The sequence below is a fragment of the Marinimicrobium alkaliphilum genome (assembly GCF_003259155.1).
Classification (GTDB): domain Bacteria; phylum Pseudomonadota; class Gammaproteobacteria; order Pseudomonadales; family Cellvibrionaceae; genus Marinimicrobium_A; species Marinimicrobium_A alkaliphilum.
This window is the reverse complement of sequence record NZ_QGMQ01000007.1, coordinates 38613-56356: the sequence shown is the minus strand read 5'-3', so window position 1 is coordinate 56356 and position 17744 is coordinate 38613. Positions and strand designations below refer to the sequence as shown.

The window sequence follows — 17744 nt, the reverse complement described above, 5'->3', positions numbered from 1 at the left end:
GCGTTTCAGTTAGAATAAAAAAGCCCCGGCTACCGCCGGGGCTTTTTGGTTTACAACCCTCTTTCCCGCTCAATCTCTTCCTGAATCCCGCTCAATGGCCGCGCCCAGGGGCCGGCCTGACGCTGGGCATCGGGCAGATTGGCAACCGCTGCGCGGGCGCTGTCGGCGTCGCTGAAGCGTCCTGTGACCACCACATACCAGGGGTTGCCCTGGCGCTGAGTGCGGAAACTCAGTAACTGGGCACGATTGGGCTGACGCTGGATGAAGTCGCGCACGGCGGACTCACTACTCGCGCCGAGCAACTGCAACGTGTAATCGCTGGCGCGCCAGGACAGGAGCCGCTGTTCGTCATCGGTCACTTGAGGCGCACTGGGCGCAGGTGCCGGCGGAGGCTCAGGCGCGGGCGCAGGTTCCGCCGGCACAGTTGGCTCGGATGGCGCCTCGGCCTGGGGCGGCGCCTGGGGCTCGGGCGCTGGCACGGGGCTCAGCGCCGGCACTTGAGGGTCGATTTCCGCGTCGGGGCGAGCATCGGTCAAGGGGTCGGGAGCCGGGGCTGACTCAGGCTCTGGAGTCGGCGCAGGCGCTTCTACAGGCGTCTCGAGCACCTCGGGAACCGGCTCTAGCGCCAGCGTTTCGCTTGCCCGATCGCTGTCACCACTGCGATAGAGAAACGCCAGCGCCAGTATCGTCAACAGCGACGCCACCGCGATAATATGAATCACCGGCAGCGGTTTGCGGGCAGGCGTCTCCGGCTCCTGCAATGAGCTGAGCAACCACTGATGGGCCTGCTGATGGAGCCGTCCGAGGTGTCCTTCGGCGCGGCGCCACCAAGGCTCGACGCCGTCTTCGGTAAAGATTTCCGGGCCCAGGTAGTCCGCCATTTCAATGCGAAAGTTGAGGTAATCGGTGGCCTCTTCCAGGGTCATGGGCTCAAGCACCAGATCGTGAATCATCACGTCGGGCATATTGAAACTGTCGAGCCGCTGAATCAGTGACGGCTCCCCTATCAACACCAAGTGCAAGCAGCCGTCCTGCTGGCCCTGAAACAGGCTCACCAGAGCTGCGAGGGTTTTGTCGTCGAGATGGTGAGCGTCATCAATGATCACCAGCGCGGTGTTGTCCAGCTCATCCGCAGACTGACTAAAGCGGCGCAGCCCGGCGACCATTGGCCCCAGGCCTTTGGGCTCAGGGCCGGCGAGGCCGAAGGTTTCCATGATGGCAGTAAATATCTGCTCTGGCTCGGCGCCGTCCCAGGCCGTGATAAAGCAGTGGTCGATTTCCTCGGGCAGGCTCTCGATAAACACCCGTGCGATGCGCGTCTTGCCGGTACCCGGCTCCCCCAGAACCGCAAGCAAGCTGCTGCTGAACTGGCTCAAGTGCAGCAACTGGTCCATCAGGGCCCGGCGTCCGGCGCCGGTAAACAGGGGATACTCGGGGTCGTCGGCAAAGGGATCCTGCGCCAAGCCATAGTACTGGCGATAATCGACCGGTTCGGAGGCTTCTCGATAGGGTGATTCCGTTGCCATAGGTGTCAACTCCGGGTAGACGGCGGCTCCCCGTTATTGGAGATCCGCCTATTCAGGCCGAGCAGGCGGCAAAGGTCTCTTGCAGTAGCTGCGGCTCTATGTCTGATGTCACGATCGCCTCGCCCACGGCCGCCAGTAAAACCAGGCGCAACCGACCATCGAGGACTTTTTTATCCACCCCCATCAGATCGATAAACTGACCGGGAGTCATGTCTGCGGGTGCCTTAACCGGTAAGCTCGCACGCTCAAGCAGCACACGTGTGCGCTTCAGATCCTCGGCACTGATGGCTCCGCGGCGATGCGAAAGGTCGGCGGCCATGACCATACCGGCCGCCACCGCCTCACCGTGCAACCAATTACCGTAACCCTGGGCCGTTTCTATCGCGTGACCGAAGGTATGCCCCAGATTGAGGATGGCACGAATACCGCCCTCGCGCTCGTCCTGGGCCACCACATCGGCCTTGTTTTGACAGGAGCGCTCAATAGCGTAAGCCATCAATTCGCGCTCACCCGCCAGCAGACCATCCATGTTCGCTTCGAGCCACTCGAAAAACGGACGGTCAGAAATCAATCCGTATTTGACCACCTCGGCAATACCGGCAGACAATTCACGCGGCGGCAGCGAAGCCAAGACGCCGGTGTCGGCAATGACGCAGCGGGGCTGATAAAATGCCCCAATCATGTTTTTGCCCAGCGGGTGATTGACCCCGGTTTTGCCGCCTACGGATGAATCCACCATGGACAACAAGGTCGTTGGCACCTGAATAAAGTCGACACCGCGCTGGTAAGTCGCCGCCGCAAAACCGGCCATGTCACCGACCACGCCACCACCGAGGGCAATCACGGTGGTGGTGCGGTTGTGGCGCGCCTCAAGCAAGCCATCGTAAATACGTGCCAATACATCCAGGGTCTTGTGGGCCTCACCGTCAGGCAACACAACCTCGGCGACCTGGTAGTCGCTCAGGCCCGCCTTAACCTGTGCCAGGTAAAGCGGGGCAACGGTCTCGTTGGTGACAATGCAAACCTGTTTGCCACGAATATGTCGGGTCAGCAACTCGGGCTGTGCCAGCAACTGATCGCCAATATAGATAGGGTAGGAGCGATCGGCCAGATCGACTTTCAATTCACGCATTATCCGTCTCTTACGCTGTTCAGGGGGGGATGTACCATGGGCCCTACTTTAGCACAAAGCGCCCCCGAGCAGCAGAGCCGTCAGTGCCCGGAGATCGCATTCGCGGCGCGCACGCGCTCGGCAATTTCCTGGGCCACAGCACGAGGCGAACGCTTTTCGGTACTGACCACCAGATCGGCAACTTCGCGGTACAGGGGATCGCGAGTCTCGATCAACTCACGGATTTTGGCACGGGGATCCGGCACCTGAAGCAGGGGCCGCTTTTTGTCTTTGGCAGTGCGCTCCACCAACTGATCGATAGAGGCCGTCAGATAACACACCAAGCCACCCCGGTGCATCAGCTCACGGTTTTGCGCACGCTGAACGATCCCGCCGCCGGTCGCAATAACCAGGCCGTCCGCTTCGATCAACTCCGCCAGAATATTGGTTTCCCGGTCGCGAAAACCCTCTTCGCCTTCGACATCGAAAATCCAGGGAATATCCGCACCGGTGCGCTCTTCAATCACCCGGTCACTGTCGCGAAACGGGTAGTCCAGTTCGGCTGATAACAGCCGCCCGATGGTGGACTTGCCGGCCCCCATGGGGCCGACAAGGATTACATTGGTCTTGGGCATGAATCTCTAATTGGTCAGGGTATCGGCCATAATTTTGGGCGTAATAAAGATCAGCAGCTCGCGCTTTTGTTGACTGTTGATGTCTTGACGGAACAGTCGCCCCAGGAACGGTAGGTCACCCAGGATTGGCACCTTGTTCTGTTCGCGAAACTGTTCCACTGTGAACACACCACCCAGTACAACAGTCTGCCCGTTCGAAACCAGGACCTTGGTTTCCAGCTGGGTCACGTCAATGGTCGGGATACCGGTTTGCGGGTTGAGTGCACCAATGGAATCCTGGTTGATCACAAGGTCCATAATGATACGGTTGTCCGGCGTAATCTGCGGCACAACGTCCAGCTTCAGTACTGCTTCCTTGAAAGCAGTAGTGGTACCACCCGCGGGCGATACTTCCTGATAAGGCACTTCTGTACCCGACTGGATACTGGCGCGCTGTTTGTCACCGGTAATCACTTTCGGTTGAGAGACGATCTCGGCGTAGCCCGTGTTCTCGAGTGCGGACAGTTCCAGATCGAGGAACGCGTTGTCGGTAAGTATACCCAGAGCCAGACTTCCGGCCGGGTTCTGCACACCCAGATCGACAATCATGTTTTCATTCAGATCAATCGCACCTTGACCGGTCAGGTATTCAAAGGGCGAACCGGGGTTGGAGTCCAGGCCGGCGGTTGAGCCCGCCACTTCAACCAGACTACCCCCGGTTTGACGATAGCCGACACCCCCCCAGCGAATACCCATCTCACGGCGGAAGTCGGTATTCGCGATGACCACACGGGCCTCGATCATGACCTGACGAATCGGAATATCGATCTGGTCGACCATGCGCCGGAAGTTTTCAATGCGTTCGGCCGTGTCAGTGAGAATAATGGAGTTGGTGCGCTCGTCCACCACCGCTGAGCCACGCTCGGACAGGACACTGCCCGTGGAGAGGCTGCCGCCGCGCTGACCGCCACCCGCACCGCCGGCGCCACCAGCCTGCTGGCCACCAGAACGACCCCGGAAGAGTTCAAACAACTCCCGAGCGTTGGCGTAGCGCACTCGGATGTATTCGGTGCGCAGCGGCGCCAACTCTTCCAGCTGACGGCGCGTGGTCAATTCTTGACGCTCGCGCTCGGCAATTTCAGCTGCAGGAGCCACCATCATGACATTGCCGACCACGCGTTTGTCCAGACCCTTGGTACGCAACACCAGGTCGAGCGCCTGATCCCAGGGGACATTTTCCAGGCGCAGAGTAATCCGGCCGCTGACGGTATCACTGGCCACCAGGTTGAGCTCGGTAAAGTCTGCAATCAGCTGCAAGACCGCGCGCACTTCGATATCCTGGAAGTTCAAAGAGAGGCGCTCGCCGGTGTAGGCGAACATCTCTTCGCGCTCTTCCCGCTCACGCTCGCTCAACGGTTTGACACTCAGGACATACTCGTTGTCAGTTTGATAGGCGAGATAATCGTAGTCACCGCTCGCGCGGATATTCAAGGTTGCCCCGCGGCTGTCATGCGTCGCGGCGATCAGCGATACCGGGGTCGCAAAATCGACCACGTCCAGGCGCCGACGCAGCTCCTGGGGCAGATGCACGTCGTTAAAGTTGAGTCGCACACCCTCACCGGTTTCGTCCATATCGACGCTGACATTGGGCTGGGACAGCTGGATGATCACCCGGCCCTCACCAGCTTCGCCGCGCCGGAAATCGATATTTGTGATTGCCGGACCGCGCTGCGCCGGTGCTTGACGCTCGGCCTGACGCGTCTGGCGCACGGGCACGGCCTGCGCGGCCGGAGCCTCGACGTAACCGCCGCGGCTGGCGCCGACCTCAACAATGTACTGGTTGCCTTCGACCCGAGTGTCGTAACCGGTCAGTTCGTTGAGGTTGAGAATCAGACGCGTGCGGCCTTCCGAGGTCAGCACCATGGCGCTATCGGAGTTATCGAACGACAGCGGAAAGCGGCGCTGGGTCAGCGCGCTGTCAACATCCGGGAAGTCGAGCACAATCCGGGCAGGCTGCTCAATGGTGTACCCCTGAGGCTCCGGCGGCGCCCCCGAGAACCCCATGCGCACCTCAAAGCGCTCACCAGGCAGCTCTGCAAAGCGAATATCATCGAGAGTGTTGGCCCATAGCAGGGGCGACACCAATAGCATGAGCAGTAGAGTAGTTATATTTCGCATAGTTAACCCCAATAAAGACAGAGCGCGCATGACGGCTTAATCCCTTTCTTGCAAACTGACAATTCTTGGCCGCTCGACCCAGCCACCTGAGCCGTCGGAGACGATTTCGAGCACTTCGATCTGAGTGCGGCTGGTCGAAACGATCCGACCATGGTTACGCCCCAGATAATTACCTTGAGTCACGGCGTGCACGCCACCCTGACCGTCATCAATCAACACCCACAAACCACCACCGCGATTGAGGGTCCCCACCATCCGCAGGTTGGTGATCGCAAAACGCTCGAGATACTCGCGCTCGCGGTCCATGTCCGGCTCAACCGAGCGGCCACTGAGTTGAGAGCGCTCCTCTTCCCGGACCGGACGCTCAAACGGGCTGCGCAGCGTCATCGCACTGTAGCTGTAGGGCTGGTAAGGGCGAAAAGTCGGCAACTCATCCACCTGCCCAACCGGGCGGGCTTTGGTGTCGCGAATAAAGTTCTGCAGGTCCTGGTTGCTGTTGCTACCGCCACACGCGGACAGCAGCAATACTGCAGACAATACACCGACGGTAAAACGGGTCTTTTTCATTGTCATCAGTCCTGTGAACGGTAGCGGTAGGTTCTAGCGGCAATCTGCATGCTCAGCTCCCCCGAACCCTGCCGGGTGGTAATGGTGTAATCGTGCAGGGTGACGATGCGCGGCATGCCCGCAACGCCGCTGACGAAACCACCCAGATCGTGATAGGAGCCCTCGACGTCAATGCTGATTGGCAGCTCGATGTAATACTCGGCCTGGCGCTCGGACTCGAGCCGGATGCTGTTGATGGTCAGCCCGGACTCAGAACCGCGCGCGTCGATGTCTTCGAGCAGGCCCGGCACTTCAGTGTCGCTGGGCAGGCGCGCCAGAAGTGCCCCGAAGGACTCTTCCATCTCTACCATCTGCTCCCGGTAGGCATCCAGATTCGACGCTTGGAACACGCGCTGGCGGAAGTTTTCCCGAAGCGTATTCTCCTGGGCGGCGGCGCGCTGAAGCTGGGTATTCATATCGCGGATTTTGAAGTAATAGGTGCCCGCCAGAACGATGGCAACCAGCAACACACAGACAAATATCTTGCCCGGCAGTGGCCACACGCCCATACGGTCGAAATCAATATCATTGACGTCGAAGTTTTTCAGCTGTTCGAGGGAGTCTTGAAAGGCCATTATTGTTCATCCTCCGGGAGCTCGGCCGGAGCCGAGGTGCGCACAGTCATCCGAAAAGCATTGGCCTGTTCGCCCATGCCCGCACCGGGTGCAGCGGTGACCGATGCCAGGCTGGGCTGGGAGAACCAGTCCGAGGCTTCTAGGTTCCGCATAAAACTTGACACCCGCATGTTGGACTCGGCCACACCCTCCAGGGTGATCACCTGGCCTCGGCGACTGAGGCTGCGCAGGAAAACGCCATCAGGCACCGCGCGCACCATGTCGTCGAAATAACGCACTATCACCGGGCGTGTGCCTTCGAGCTCCTGAATGACGCGCATGCGTGCCAGCAACTCTTCGCGTCGTTCACGCAATTCGCGAATCTCGGCGACCTGCTTGTCCAGGTCGGTGATCTCGTTCTGCAAAATGCGGTTGCGTTGATTCTGGTTGGCAATATCCGACTCCACCTGGGACACCCAGAGGTAAGCCCCAACGGCGGCGGCAATGACCACCACCACCAGAATGCCGATAAATTCTTTTTTCTTCTCCTGGCGGTGGGCTTCGCGCCAGGGCAGCAGGTTAATCTTTGCCATCAGTCAAAACTCCTCAGCGCCAGGCCGGCTGCAATCATCAGCGATGGCGCATCACTGGCCAGTGCCGAGGCATTGACCTTGGAGGAAACCGCCATATTGGCAAACGGATTGGCCACCAGAGTCTGGGTGCCCAGTTTCTCTTCGATCAGCCCCGCCAGACCGTCCATTGAAGCAACGCCGCCCGCCAGCACAATGTAATCGACATCGTTGTACTGGCTGGCCGCAAAGAAAAACTGCAGGGAGCGTGTCACCTGCTGCACCACACCGTCCTGGAAGGGCTGCAAGACCTCGCTCTCATAGTCGTCCGGCAGGCCGCCCTGCTTTTTGGCGAGTCCGGCCTCGTCCATGGACAGGCCGTAGCGGCGCTGAATTTCCTCGGTCAACTGCTTGCCCCCGAACAATTGCTCGCGGGTGTAAATCGTTTTGCCATCGACAATGACACTCAAGGTGGTCATGGTCGCGCCGATGTCGAGCACGGCAACCACCTGCCCGCTCTGATCTTCGAGTTGCTCGGCGATCAGGCTGAAGGCCCGCTCCATAGCGTAGGCCTCAACATCGACCTTTTCCTCAGCCAGTCCCGCCAACTGCAGCGCGGCGACCCGGGACTCAATATTTTCACGCCGACAGGCGGCCAGAAGCACTTCAACCTGTTCGGGATTGCGAGGCGATTCCCCTTGAACTTCAAAATCAATTGCAACTTCTTCGAGCGGGAAGGGTATATATTGGTCAGCCTCAAGCGAAATCTGCGCTTCGAGGGCGTCGTCGTTCAGGCCTGCGGGCATATCGATGGTCTTGGTAATGACCGCCGAACCGGCCACCGCCACGGCCGCATGCTTGACCCGGGTGCGCGCTTGCTTGACCATGGCCTTGATGGCCTCGGCCACCGCTTCCTGGTCGTTGATGTTTTTCTCGACCACAGCGTCCGCAGGCAGGGGCCGGACAGCATAGCTCTCCACCCGATAGCGGCCGCCTTGACGACTGAGTTCGAGTAATTTGACCGAGGTTGAGCTGATGTCTAGCCCAAGCACCGGTTTCGATTTTTTATCCAGGAAGCCCAAGATGCCCATTTTTCTATCTATTTCCGTGACTTAGACGCAGTTTATGTTATAGCACTTTAAATTAAGCGTGCAACAAGAGAACCCGTATGTAAACAGTCAAAAAGCCCTTATAATGGCCGCCGTTTGACACAAAATTCGCTAACTTGCTAATTAACTTAGAAAAAATGCCCCTAAAAAAATCCGTACTATCTGTCTTTTTTTGGCTCGTCGTCGCCGGCTCCGGTGTGACTTTTGTCACACTTGGCGGGATGTATCTCTATTTGAGCCCCCAGTTGCCCCCGGTTGAGAGCCTGCTGGACGTTCAATTACAAACCCCTCTGAGAGTTTATTCAAGCGACAATCGACTTATTGGCGAATTTGGTGAACAGCGTCGCACACCGGTCGCTTACGAGGACTTGCCCCCCCTCTACATCAAGGCACTACTGGCCGCCGAAGACGATGAATTTTACGCCCATAGTGGCGTTTCTATTAGAGGTTTGGTGAGAGCTGCGTCACAATTATTGCAAACAGGGCAAATTCAGTCGGGGGGAAGCACCCTGACCATGCAGCTGGCGCGGGATTTCTTCCTCTCCCGCGAACAAATATTCTCCCGCAAATTCAATGAAATCCTCCTCGCCCTCAAGATTGAACAGACCCTGTCCAAACAGGAAATCATGGAGCTGTTCAGCAACAAAATGTTTTTCGGCAACCGGGCCTACGGCATCCACGCTGCCGCCCAGATCTACTATGGCGAGAGCTTGCAGGACCTGAGCGTTGAGCAATACGCCATGATTGTCGGCGTCCTCAAAGCGCCTTCAGCCTACAACCCGCTGGCCAATCCGCGGCGGGCCATGATCCGCCGCAACTGGATTCTCGGGCGCATGCTGGAACTGGACTTTATCGACCAGGCCACGTGGGAGCAGGCCGTAAACACGCCAGATACCGCCCGCTATCACGGCCTGACGCTGGAAGTATACGCCCCCTACGTAGCCGAAGCTGCGCGCATGGAGATGCTGGAGCTCTATGGCCCCGCCGCCTACACCGACGGCTACAAGGTCTACACGACCATCGACAGCCGCTTGCAGCTCGCGGCACAACAAGCGGTAGCGACTGGCCTGATGACTTACGACCGCCGACACGGCTACCGGGGCCCAGAGCGGCGCCTTGACGTCCCGGCCGATGGCGATTTCAGCGCTTGGGCCAGCGAACTGCGCAGCATTCCGGTGTTCGGAGGCCTGCACCCGGCCGCCATCACACAGGTGCGAGAGCGGTCTGTCGACCTGATTACCGCCCAGGGTGAGGCGTTCGAGCTGGGCTGGGACCAAGGAATTTCGAGCCTGCGCCGCTACATTAACGAAAACGCCCGCGGCCCGGCGCCGGAGAGTGCCACCGATATCCTTCGCCGGGGAGACGTGGTGCGCCTGATCAACCAGGACGGCGAGTGGCAACTGAGCCAGGTGCCCGATGCCCAGGGCGCTCTGGTAGGCCTGGATCCCAGCAACGGCGCGATCCGCTCGATTGTTGGTGGCTTTGACTTCCGTCAGAGCAATTACAACCGCGCCATTCAAGCCGCGCGCCAGCCCGGCTCCAGCTTCAAACCGTTCATCTATGCCTCGGCCCTGGAGAACGGCTATACCCCCGCCACCTTGGTCAACGATGCACCTATTGTCATTGATGACGCCAGCCTTGAGGGTGCCTGGCGCCCCGAGAACGACGGTGGCACCTTCCTGGGGCCGACCCGGGTACGCGAGGCCCTGTACCGGTCGCGCAACCTGGTGTCGATCCGGATGATGCGCGCGGTGGGTATGAATACCATGCTTTCCAGCCTGGAACGCTTTGGCCTGGACCCCGACGATATGCCCCGCAACCTGTCATTGTCGCTCGGCAGCTACGCGCTGACGCCTCTGCAGATGGCTCAGGGGTACGCGGTATTTGCCAATGGCGGCTATCGGGTAGAGCCCTATATCATTGAGCGGGTGGAGATGGACGAAGGCAGCATCGATTACATTGCCAAGCCCTACACTGTCTGCCGCGACTGCCAGGCCACAGAGCCGACGACGCCGCCCGATGTGATCGCCTCGCTCAGCGCACCGCTGGACGGCGACGAGCCCGGCGCACTCGCTGAGCCGGTCGACCCGATGTTCGCACCACCGCCCCCGGCTCCCCGGGTCATGGACGAACAGACGGCTTACCTGATGGACTCCATGCTGCGTGACGTTATTCAGCGCGGCACCGGACGCCGGGCGCGAGTGCTTGAACGCAGTGACATTGGCGGCAAGACCGGCACCACCAACGGCCCGCGCGACGCCTGGTTTGCCGGCTACAGCCCGGATATGGTGACGGTCGCCTGGGTCGGTTTTGATCGCAACACGTCGCTCGGCCGGGGCGAATACGGCGGTGTGGCTTCGCTGCCCATCTGGATCGAATATATGCGCACCGCACTCGCGGGCGTACCGGAGCGCCCAGCCAACCAGCCCGATGGCATAGTGACGGTGCGCATCAACCCGGAGACCGGGATGCGAGCCCGCCCGGGCGACACTCAGGCCGTGTTTGAAATTTTCCGGCGCGAAGATGTTCCGCCCTATCATAACGACGGCAATGGCGGAAACGATGGCCGGGAGGAAACTCTACCGGACGAGCTGTTCTAGGGACCTAGTCCAACACCAACCACTGGAACGGGGTGCGCAGCGGCATCAGCAGGGGCTTGAAGCCCCGCTGGGCTGCTGAGGAGTCGCTGCGGTCTACAACCCACCCTTGGACCTCTACCCGCCGCCCGACCAAGGCGGTCCAATCTTCAAGGGTGAAGCGCTCGCGATCATCAGCACCGATACGCAACACCAGAGGCCCGTCCAGCTCCAGCCAAATATCCCGCCCAATGCTGACACCGGTGACGCGCCCGACAACTCGACGAAAGCCCGCGTCAGCCGCCCCCAACGCCGCTGCCGGCCGCACCCGCCAATAAGGTTCGCCCCAAACGCCCCGCTGTGCATCTCGGGCTTCGCGCTCGATCACAGCAAAACAGGAGGCCTGCGCAAGATTGGGCGGCACCGTCACATGGAAAGCCAAGCCGCGACGCAATAGCAGAGCCTCCAGGCTCTCGCGTTCGCCGTTGTAGACGTATGCCAGGGTGCGACCATAGTGGTCCCGGGGTTGCTCACCAAACACCAAATACGCCTTACCACCCGCCAGAAATTGCTTGACCGCCGCGCTTGCGGCTTCGGCCAAGGGCTCATGCCGGCCCTCCTGGTGGTCCAGCTCGGGCGCATCAACCCCAATCAGGCGCACCCGGGAGCCGTCAGCCAGGCGCAACGTATCGCCGTCGATAACCCGCTCGACAAGCACCGCTTGCGTTGGCCCTGAGGGCGGGCAGTCGCGCGCCCAAGCAGCACTGGACAAACTCAGAACGCAGACACCAAAAAAAACGCCGAGAGCCCTTGCTCTCGGCGTTTTCAGTCTTGCGATCCGCATACTAACGGTACACAAACGCTTACTTTTTGGCGTTGATACGGCTGCCAAAGCGCTTGGTGAAACGGTCGATACGACCACCGGTGTCAACGATCTTCTGCTTGCCCGTGTAAAACGGGTGGCAAGCGGAGCACACGTCAACCAAAAAATCTTTGCCCAGCGTGGAGCGGGTCTTGATAACGTTACCGCAGCTGCAGGTCGCAGTAACATCGACGTAATTCGGATGGATATCAGCTTTCATGTCTAGGCCTTGTCTACTTTGCCCGCCACCCGATCTTTTGCCGGGCACGGAACAACGGTTAATGGAACGGCGTTGAAGGTCGGCGATAGTACCAGAATCCGCGCACAACGCAAGCATCCAAGCCCCTTTTCTGGTCACTTTTTCACCACCTGACAGCAAAATGGGGCCGCGCGCACAAGCCCGCCAAAGTACGTTATCCTGCGCTCCTGAATCGAGCCCGCACTCGCCACCAATATACGTGATCAGACTATCGGGATGCCCCATGGCCCAAGGCCCCTACCTGCACATCGCCCTGCCAACCCCGCTGCGCCGGTTATTCCACTACCGGGTACCCCCGGGGGTGGACGCTGCCACCTTGGCCCCGGGCATGCGCGTGCGTGTGCCTTTTGGACACCAGCAACTGCTGGGCATTCTGGTACGCGTCAGTACCCACAGTGACCTCCCCCCCGAGCAACTGCGGCCGGCGCTGGCGGTCATTGACCAGAAAGCGGTCGTGCCCAGCGAGGTCCTGAGCGCCGTGCTTTGGGCCGCGCGCTACTACCAGAGCCCACCCGGGGAGGCCCTGCATACCGCCCTGCCGGTGCTGTTGCGCCAGGGTGAGGCCGATCAACTGCGCCCGCAAACCGTCTGGGCACTGACCCACGAAGGCAAGGGCCTGCCCGAAGGCGCCCTCAAGCGCGCGCCCAAACAGGCGGCCCTGCTGAGTGCTCTGCAGCGCCACCCGCACCTCAACAAAGAAGACCTGGACGCGCTCGAGATCAACCGGGCCACGGTCAAGGCGCTGGAAGACAAAGCCCTGGTCACGGCATTCGAGCACTGGCCCGAAGTCGCCCACGAAACCCGGATCCTGGCTGAGCCCCCCCTGACGCTGAACAATGAGCAGCGCGAAGCATTGGCCCAGATCGCCACCGAAGGCTTTCAGGTCAGCCTGCTCGACGGCGCCACCGGCAGCGGCAAAACCGAAATCTACCTGCAGGCCATCGAGCGAGTCCTGGCCCAGGGTCGTCAGGCGCTGGTGCTGGTGCCGGAAATCGGTCTCACCCCGCAAACCCTGGCGCGCTTCAAGGCCCGGTTCGCCCAACCGGTGGTGGCAATGCACTCGGGCCTGAACGACCGCGAACGACTGGACGCCTGGCTGATGGCGCGCAGCGGTCAGGCGCGTATCGTTATCGGCACCCGCTCGGCCATTTTCGCCCCTTTGGCGCAGCCCGGCATCCTGATTGTGGACGAAGAGCATGACACCTCTTTCAAGCAGCAGGACGGCTTCCGCTACAACGCCCGGGATCTGGCGGTAGTACGTGCTCACAAACTGGGGATTCCCTTGATTATGGGCACCGCCACGCCCTCACTGGAAACCCTGCACAACGCCCGCACCGGACGCTATCAGCACCTGCGCCTGACCGCCCGCGCCGGCAACGCCCGCGCGCCGGCAATCCATTTACAGGACATCCGTCGCCAGCCCCTGGACAGCGGCTTCAGCCAGTCCACCCTCGATGCCATCGGTGCGGCCCTGGCAGACGGCAATCAGGCGCTGGTGTTTCTCAACCGCCGGGGCTACGCCCCAACCCTGATGTGCCACGACTGCGGCTGGCTGGCGGAGTGCAGCCACTGCGACACCCGCATGACCGTGCACCAGAGTCCACGCCACCTGCACTGTCACCATTGCGACCACCAGCGGGCTCTTCCCCAGCGCTGCCCCAACTGCAAGAGCAGTCGGCTGCAGGTACAGGGCCAGGGGACCGAGCGCAGTGAGGAGCGTTTGCAACAACTGTTTCCCGAGTACCCGGTGCTGCGTATCGACCGGGACTCTACCCGGGGCAAAAACCGCCTGCACAACTTACTGACACAGATTCACAAAGGCGAGCCGGGGATTCTCGTGGGCACCCAGATGCTGGCCAAAGGGCACCACTTCCCGAAAGTGACACTGGTGGTGATACTCGACGCCGACGCGGGACTGTTCAGTGCTGACTTTCGCGGCCCCGAGCGTATGGGGCAACTGCTGCTTCAGGTAGCCGGACGGGCCGGGCGGGCAGAAGATCCGGGCGAGGTCATATTGCAGAGCCACTACACCGAGCATCCGCTGGTGCTCACGCTGATGCGCCAGGGCTACCACCCTTTTGCCGACCTGATCCTCCAGGAGCGCCGTGCCACACGCCTGCCGCCCTTCCGCCACCTGGTGCTGATCCGGGCGGAATCCAAGCGCCCCGAAAACGCCGCCGACTTTTTACAGGTGGCCCGGCGCGAAAGCGAACAGTTACTGCCACCGAGTCCGAAAGCCAGTTATGTTGGCCCCCTACCCGCGCCCATGGAAAAACGTGGTGGGCGCTTCCGCTATCAGCTGCAAGTGGGTGCTGACCGGCGCCAGGACCTGCAGACGATACTGCCCACGCTGGCTGAACGCCTGGAGCAGAGCCCGCTGGGCAAGCGCGTGCGTTGGTCCATTGATGTCGACCCCCAGGAGCAAAGCTGAACACGGCCGGCAATCGGTCGCCTCCGCCCAACGAAAGCAGTACAATAGCGCCACCTCAACCTGCAGTGCACAAACAACCCTATGACCCGAGACTACGCCAAAAAGAATCGCCGCCGCGCACCCACCAAGAAGAAGAGCCAAGTTCCCGGCTGGGTGTGGCTGTTTACCGGCTGTGTACTGGGCGCGTTTGTGATGTTTCTCATCTACCTGTGGGAGCTGCCCGAACCCTCGGATGAGCCGCGTACGGCCAGTGTCAGCGCGCCCGAAACACAGACCCAGCGCGCCGCCGAGCCCGAACCGAGCCGTCCGAAGCCCCGTTTCGATTTCTATAAACTGTTGCGTGATAGCGAAGAAATCGTCCCCGCCACCGAACCGGAGCAACCCCTGCGCAACCGCAGCCAACCTCAGGACAGTGCGCCCAGCAGCCCGGCCGAGCGGGTCGAGTATATTTTGCAGGTGGGCTCCTTTCGCAACCCCACCGATGCCGACCGCCTGCGCGCCGAGCTGTTGCTACTCAACCTGAACGCCTATACCGAGCAGGTCAATATTCGCGACGGCGAACTCTGGCACCGGGTATTGGTCGGCCCGTTCGATAACCAGTCGCGCCTGGCCAGCGCCCGCTCAACCCTGGTATCCAATGAGTTCAACGCACTGGTGTTGAAGCGCGCGCCGGAATAACCGGCACCGCTTGAAATCCTCCCCCGCCGCCCCCACCTTCAGCCATTACACTCGCTAACTGAAGGAAACAACGTGGAACAGTATCGAGGCACAACGATTCTCTCCGTGCGCCGGGGCAACCAGGTGGTGATTGGCGGCGACGGCCAGGTATCCCTGGGCAACACTGTCATGAAGGGCAACGCTCGCAAGGTCCGCCGCCTGTATAAAGACCAGGTGATTGCGGGCTTCGCCGGTGGCACCGCCGATGCCTTCACCCTGTTTGAGCGCTTTGAAGCCAAGCTCGAAGCCCACAGCGGCAACCTGACCCGCGCAGCGGTCGAGCTGGCCAAGGACTGGCGCACCGATCGCGCCCTGCGCCGACTCGAGGCCCTGCTGGCGGTAGCCGATAAAGAGGCCTCACTGATCATCACCGGCAACGGCGACGTGATTCAGCCCGAGGACGATCTGATCGCCATCGGCTCCGGCGGTCCCTTTGCCCAGTCCGCCGCCCGCGCACTGCTCGACAACACCGAGCTGGATGCCAGCAGCATCGTCAAGAAAGGCCTGACCATCGCCGGCGACATCTGCATCTACACCAACCACAATCACACCATTGAGACGCTCGATTACTGAGCCTTGGCCCGCGCCTTGGGCGCGCCCTCAATACTGCCCTGACGGCACCCAAACACGACGGAAGGTTTCTGTATGTCTTATATGACTCCCCGGGAAATTGTGCACGAATTGGACAAATACATTGTCGGCCAGCAGGAGGCTAAACGCGCGGTGGCAATCGCCCTGCGCAACCGCTGGCGGCGCATGCAGGTCAGCGAAGACCTGCGCGCTGAAATCACCCCAAAAAATATTTTGATGATCGGCCCCACCGGGGTCGGCAAAACTGAAATTGCCCGGCGCTTGGCCAAACTGGCCAACGCGCCCTTTATCAAGGTCGAGGCCACCAAGTTCACCGAGGTCGGATACGTCGGCCGGGATGTCGAATCGATCGTCCGCGATCTGGTAGACATGTCGATCAAGCTGCACCGCGAGCAGGCCATGAAAGGCGTCCAGCACCGGGCCGCCGAAGCCGCCGAGGAGCGCATCCTCGACGTCCTGTTGCCCCCGGCGCGCAGCGGTGACACCAGCGAGCAGACCCAGTCGAGCACTCGGCAGATTTTCCGCAAAAAGCTGCGCGAGGGCGATCTCAATGACAAGGAGATCGAGATCGATGTGTCCGCCAGCCCCATGGGGGTCGAGATCATGGCACCCCCCGGCATGGAGGATATGACCAGCCAGTTGCAGAATATGTTCTCCTCGATGAGCAAGGACAAAACCAAAAAGTCCACCATGACCGTCAAACAGGCGTTCAAGCTGGTGCAAGAAGAAGAGGCCGCAAAGCTGATCAACGACGAAGAGATCAAGGCGCAGGCCATCGAGGCGGCCGAACAGAACGGCATCGTATTTCTCGACGAAATCGACAAAGTCGCCAAACGCGAAGGCACCAGCGGCGCCGATGTGTCGCGGGAAGGGGTTCAGCGCGATCTGCTACCCTTGATTGAAGGCTGCACCGTGAGCACCAAACACGGCATGATCAAAACCGATCATATTCTGTTTATCGCCTCCGGTGCGTTCCACCTGAGCAAACCGTCGGATCTGATTCCGGAGCTGCAGGGACGTCTGCCCATCCGTGTCGAGTTGAGCGCTCTGACCCCGGATGACTTTGAACGCATCCTGACCGAGCCCAGCGCCTCTCTGACCGAACAGCAACAGGCCCTACTGCACACCGAAGGGGTGACGCTGAGTTTCTCCAAAGACGGTATTCGACGCCTGGCGGAGACCGCTTTTGAAGTCAATGAACGCACCGAGAATATTGGTGCCCGGCGCTTGCACACGCTGCTTGAGCGCTTGCTGGAAGAGGTGTCCTTCGATGCCGGCAACAGCCAGACCGCGCTTGAGGTCACCGCGGCCTACGTCGATGAGCATTTGGGCGAGCTGGCCAAGGATGAGGACCTGAGTCGGTATATTCTGTAATAGCCGGCGACGGTTCTCGTCATTGCCAAGGACCGAGCCTCAGTGTCGGATTACGCCCTTCGGGCTAATCCGACCTACGCGGGCATTGGCACCTTGTTTCCAGTAGGTCGGATTAGCCCGAAGGGCGTAATCCGACAAAACGGCACAGTCCCCAACTGGCGCACCGACGCAATCAACGAACCAGCAGGGTTCACAACCGGAAACGCCCATGACTCCCGACAAAATCCAGCTGCACAAAAAATCTCGCACTCTGGAGCTGCACTTCGGCACCCAGGTGTACCACCTGAGTGCCGAGTACCTGCGCGTCCACTCTCCCAGTGCCGAGGTCAAAGGCCACGGTCCCGGGCAGGCGATCTTGCAGCACGGCAAGAAACGGGTTGGTATCGCGGATATCCAGATGGCAGGTCACTACGCCCTGACCATTCACTTTGACGACGGCCACGATTCGGGTATCTTCACCTGGGCCTATCTGCACGATCTTTGCGTCAACCAGGACGCCCACTGGCAGGCCTACCTCGACGCACTCGACCGGGCCGGACAGTCCAGAGACCCGGATACCTCGGTGGTCAACCTTATCGGCTGACTCCAAACACAATAAAAAAGTCTTTCAATCAGATGTTTACATAGCTAATCGATCTAACGCCACTGCCGCTCGCTCTTTATACTG

Annotated in this window: 16 protein-coding genes; 6 read left to right on the top strand and 10 right to left on the bottom strand. The window is 60.4% G+C overall.

Going from position 1 to position 17744, the window contains the following annotated elements:
• Positions 1-50 precede the first annotated feature (50 nt).
• The 8 genes from DKW72_RS12325 to DKW72_RS12290 form a co-directional block, all read right to left on the bottom strand.
• On the bottom strand, positions 51-1526 hold the full coding sequence (locus DKW72_RS12325; RefSeq protein WP_111642685.1) for an AAA family ATPase: 1476 nt from the start codon (positions 1524-1526) through the stop codon (positions 51-53).
• Positions 1527-1578: 52 nt separating this feature from the next.
• Complete coding sequence (gene aroB, locus DKW72_RS12320; protein WP_111642684.1) at positions 1579-2658, bottom strand: 3-dehydroquinate synthase; 1080 nt, start codon at positions 2656-2658, stop codon at positions 1579-1581.
• Between the two features lie 80 nt (positions 2659-2738).
• Positions 2739-3272, bottom strand: a complete 534-nt coding sequence (gene aroK, locus DKW72_RS12315) for a shikimate kinase AroK (protein WP_111642683.1) — start codon at positions 3270-3272, stop codon at positions 2739-2741.
• A gap of 6 nt (positions 3273-3278) precedes the next feature.
• Positions 3279-5429 carry a type IV pilus secretin PilQ gene (locus DKW72_RS12310; RefSeq protein WP_111642682.1) on the bottom strand — a complete coding sequence of 717 codons (2151 nt, stop codon included), beginning with the start codon at positions 5427-5429 and terminating at the stop codon, positions 3279-3281.
• Between the two features lie 36 nt (positions 5430-5465).
• Positions 5466-5996, bottom strand: coding sequence for a pilus assembly protein PilP (locus DKW72_RS12305; protein WP_111642681.1), 531 nt, complete (start codon positions 5994-5996; stop codon positions 5466-5468).
• A 5-nt stretch (positions 5997-6001) separates the two neighbouring features.
• On the bottom strand, positions 6002-6610 hold the full coding sequence (locus DKW72_RS12300; RefSeq protein ID WP_111642680.1) for a type IV pilus inner membrane component PilO: 609 nt from the start codon (positions 6608-6610) through the stop codon (positions 6002-6004).
• On the bottom strand, positions 6610-7182 hold the full coding sequence (locus DKW72_RS12295; protein ID WP_111642679.1) for a PilN domain-containing protein: 573 nt from the start codon (positions 7180-7182) through the stop codon (positions 6610-6612). Before DKW72_RS12295 ends, DKW72_RS12300 begins: the two co-directional genes overlap by 1 nt.
• Positions 7182-8249: a pilus assembly protein PilM gene (locus tag DKW72_RS12290; RefSeq protein ID WP_111642678.1), complete on the bottom strand. Its 1068-nt coding sequence runs from the start codon at positions 8247-8249 to the stop codon at positions 7182-7184. Before DKW72_RS12290 ends, DKW72_RS12295 begins: the two co-directional genes overlap by 1 nt.
• Positions 8250-8464: 215 nt before the next feature.
• Between DKW72_RS12290 and DKW72_RS12285 the strand changes: the two genes are divergently transcribed.
• Entirely contained in the window at positions 8465-10867 is a 2403-nt protein-coding gene (locus DKW72_RS12285; RefSeq protein ID WP_332835792.1) for a penicillin-binding protein 1A, read from the top strand.
• Positions 10868-10871: 4 nt separating this feature from the next.
• Here DKW72_RS12285 and DKW72_RS12280 read toward each other — a convergent pair whose 3' ends face one another.
• Both DKW72_RS12280 and rpmE read right to left on the bottom strand, forming a co-directional pair.
• Entirely contained in the window at positions 10872-11615 is a 744-nt protein-coding gene (locus DKW72_RS12280; RefSeq protein WP_157960484.1) for a thermonuclease family protein, read from the bottom strand.
• Positions 11616-11706: 91 nt separating this feature from the next.
• A complete protein-coding gene (rpmE, locus tag DKW72_RS12275) occupies positions 11707-11925 on the bottom strand; it encodes a 50S ribosomal protein L31 (protein WP_111642675.1) in 219 nt (72 codons plus the stop codon).
• Between the two features lie 262 nt (positions 11926-12187).
• Between rpmE and DKW72_RS12270 the strand changes: the two genes are divergently transcribed.
• The 5 genes from DKW72_RS12270 (at position 12188) to DKW72_RS12250 (ending at position 17660) form a co-directional block, all read left to right on the top strand.
• On the top strand, positions 12188-14395 hold the full coding sequence (locus DKW72_RS12270) for a primosomal protein N' (protein ID WP_111642674.1): 2208 nt from the start codon (positions 12188-12190) through the stop codon (positions 14393-14395).
• Positions 14396-14476: 81 nt separating this feature from the next.
• Positions 14477-15073, top strand: coding sequence for an SPOR domain-containing protein (locus tag DKW72_RS12265; RefSeq protein ID WP_111642673.1), 597 nt, complete (start codon positions 14477-14479; stop codon positions 15071-15073).
• A 72-nt stretch (positions 15074-15145) separates the two neighbouring features.
• On the top strand, positions 15146-15685 hold the full coding sequence (gene hslV, locus DKW72_RS12260; RefSeq protein ID WP_111642672.1) for an ATP-dependent protease subunit HslV: 540 nt from the start codon (positions 15146-15148) through the stop codon (positions 15683-15685).
• A 72-nt stretch (positions 15686-15757) separates the two neighbouring features.
• Entirely contained in the window at positions 15758-17077 is a 1320-nt protein-coding gene (gene hslU / locus DKW72_RS12255; RefSeq protein WP_111642671.1) for an ATP-dependent protease ATPase subunit HslU, read from the top strand.
• A gap of 208 nt (positions 17078-17285) precedes the next feature.
• A complete protein-coding gene (locus DKW72_RS12250; RefSeq protein ID WP_111642670.1) occupies positions 17286-17660 on the top strand; it encodes a gamma-butyrobetaine hydroxylase-like domain-containing protein in 375 nt (124 codons plus the stop codon).
• The last annotated feature ends 84 nt before the right edge of the window (positions 17661-17744 follow it).

What these genes read in the sequence shown, in the direction of transcription:
- hslU (WP_111642671.1), top strand. Translation starts at nt 15,758, where the DNA reads ATGTCTTATATGACTCCCCGGGAAATTGTGCACGAATTGGACAAATAC.
- DKW72_RS12270 (WP_111642674.1), top strand. Translation starts at nt 12,188, where the DNA reads ATGGCCCAAGGCCCCTACCTGCACATCGCCCTGCCAACCCCGCTGCGC.
- DKW72_RS12310 (WP_111642682.1), bottom strand. Translation starts at nt 5,429, where the DNA reads ATGCGAAATATAACTACTCTACTGCTCATGCTATTGGTGTCGCCCCTG.
- aroK (WP_111642683.1), bottom strand. Translation starts at nt 3,272, where the DNA reads ATGCCCAAGACCAATGTAATCCTTGTCGGCCCCATGGGGGCCGGCAAG.
- DKW72_RS12295 (WP_111642679.1), bottom strand. Translation starts at nt 7,182, where the DNA reads ATGGCAAAGATTAACCTGCTGCCCTGGCGCGAAGCCCACCGCCAGGAG.
- aroB (WP_111642684.1), bottom strand. Translation starts at nt 2,658, where the DNA reads ATGCGTGAATTGAAAGTCGATCTGGCCGATCGCTCCTACCCTATCTAT.
- DKW72_RS12305 (WP_111642681.1), bottom strand. Translation starts at nt 5,996, where the DNA reads ATGAAAAAGACCCGTTTTACCGTCGGTGTATTGTCTGCAGTATTGCTG.
- DKW72_RS12325 (WP_111642685.1), bottom strand. Translation starts at nt 1,526, where the DNA reads ATGGCAACGGAATCACCCTATCGAGAAGCCTCCGAACCGGTCGATTAT.
- rpmE (WP_111642675.1), bottom strand. Translation starts at nt 11,925, where the DNA reads ATGAAAGCTGATATCCATCCGAATTACGTCGATGTTACTGCGACCTGC.
- DKW72_RS12265 (WP_111642673.1), top strand. Translation starts at nt 14,477, where the DNA reads ATGACCCGAGACTACGCCAAAAAGAATCGCCGCCGCGCACCCACCAAG.
- DKW72_RS12300 (WP_111642680.1), bottom strand. Translation starts at nt 6,610, where the DNA reads ATGGCCTTTCAAGACTCCCTCGAACAGCTGAAAAACTTCGACGTCAAT.
- DKW72_RS12290 (WP_111642678.1), bottom strand. Translation starts at nt 8,249, where the DNA reads ATGGGCATCTTGGGCTTCCTGGATAAAAAATCGAAACCGGTGCTTGGG.
- DKW72_RS12250 (WP_111642670.1), top strand. Translation starts at nt 17,286, where the DNA reads ATGACTCCCGACAAAATCCAGCTGCACAAAAAATCTCGCACTCTGGAG.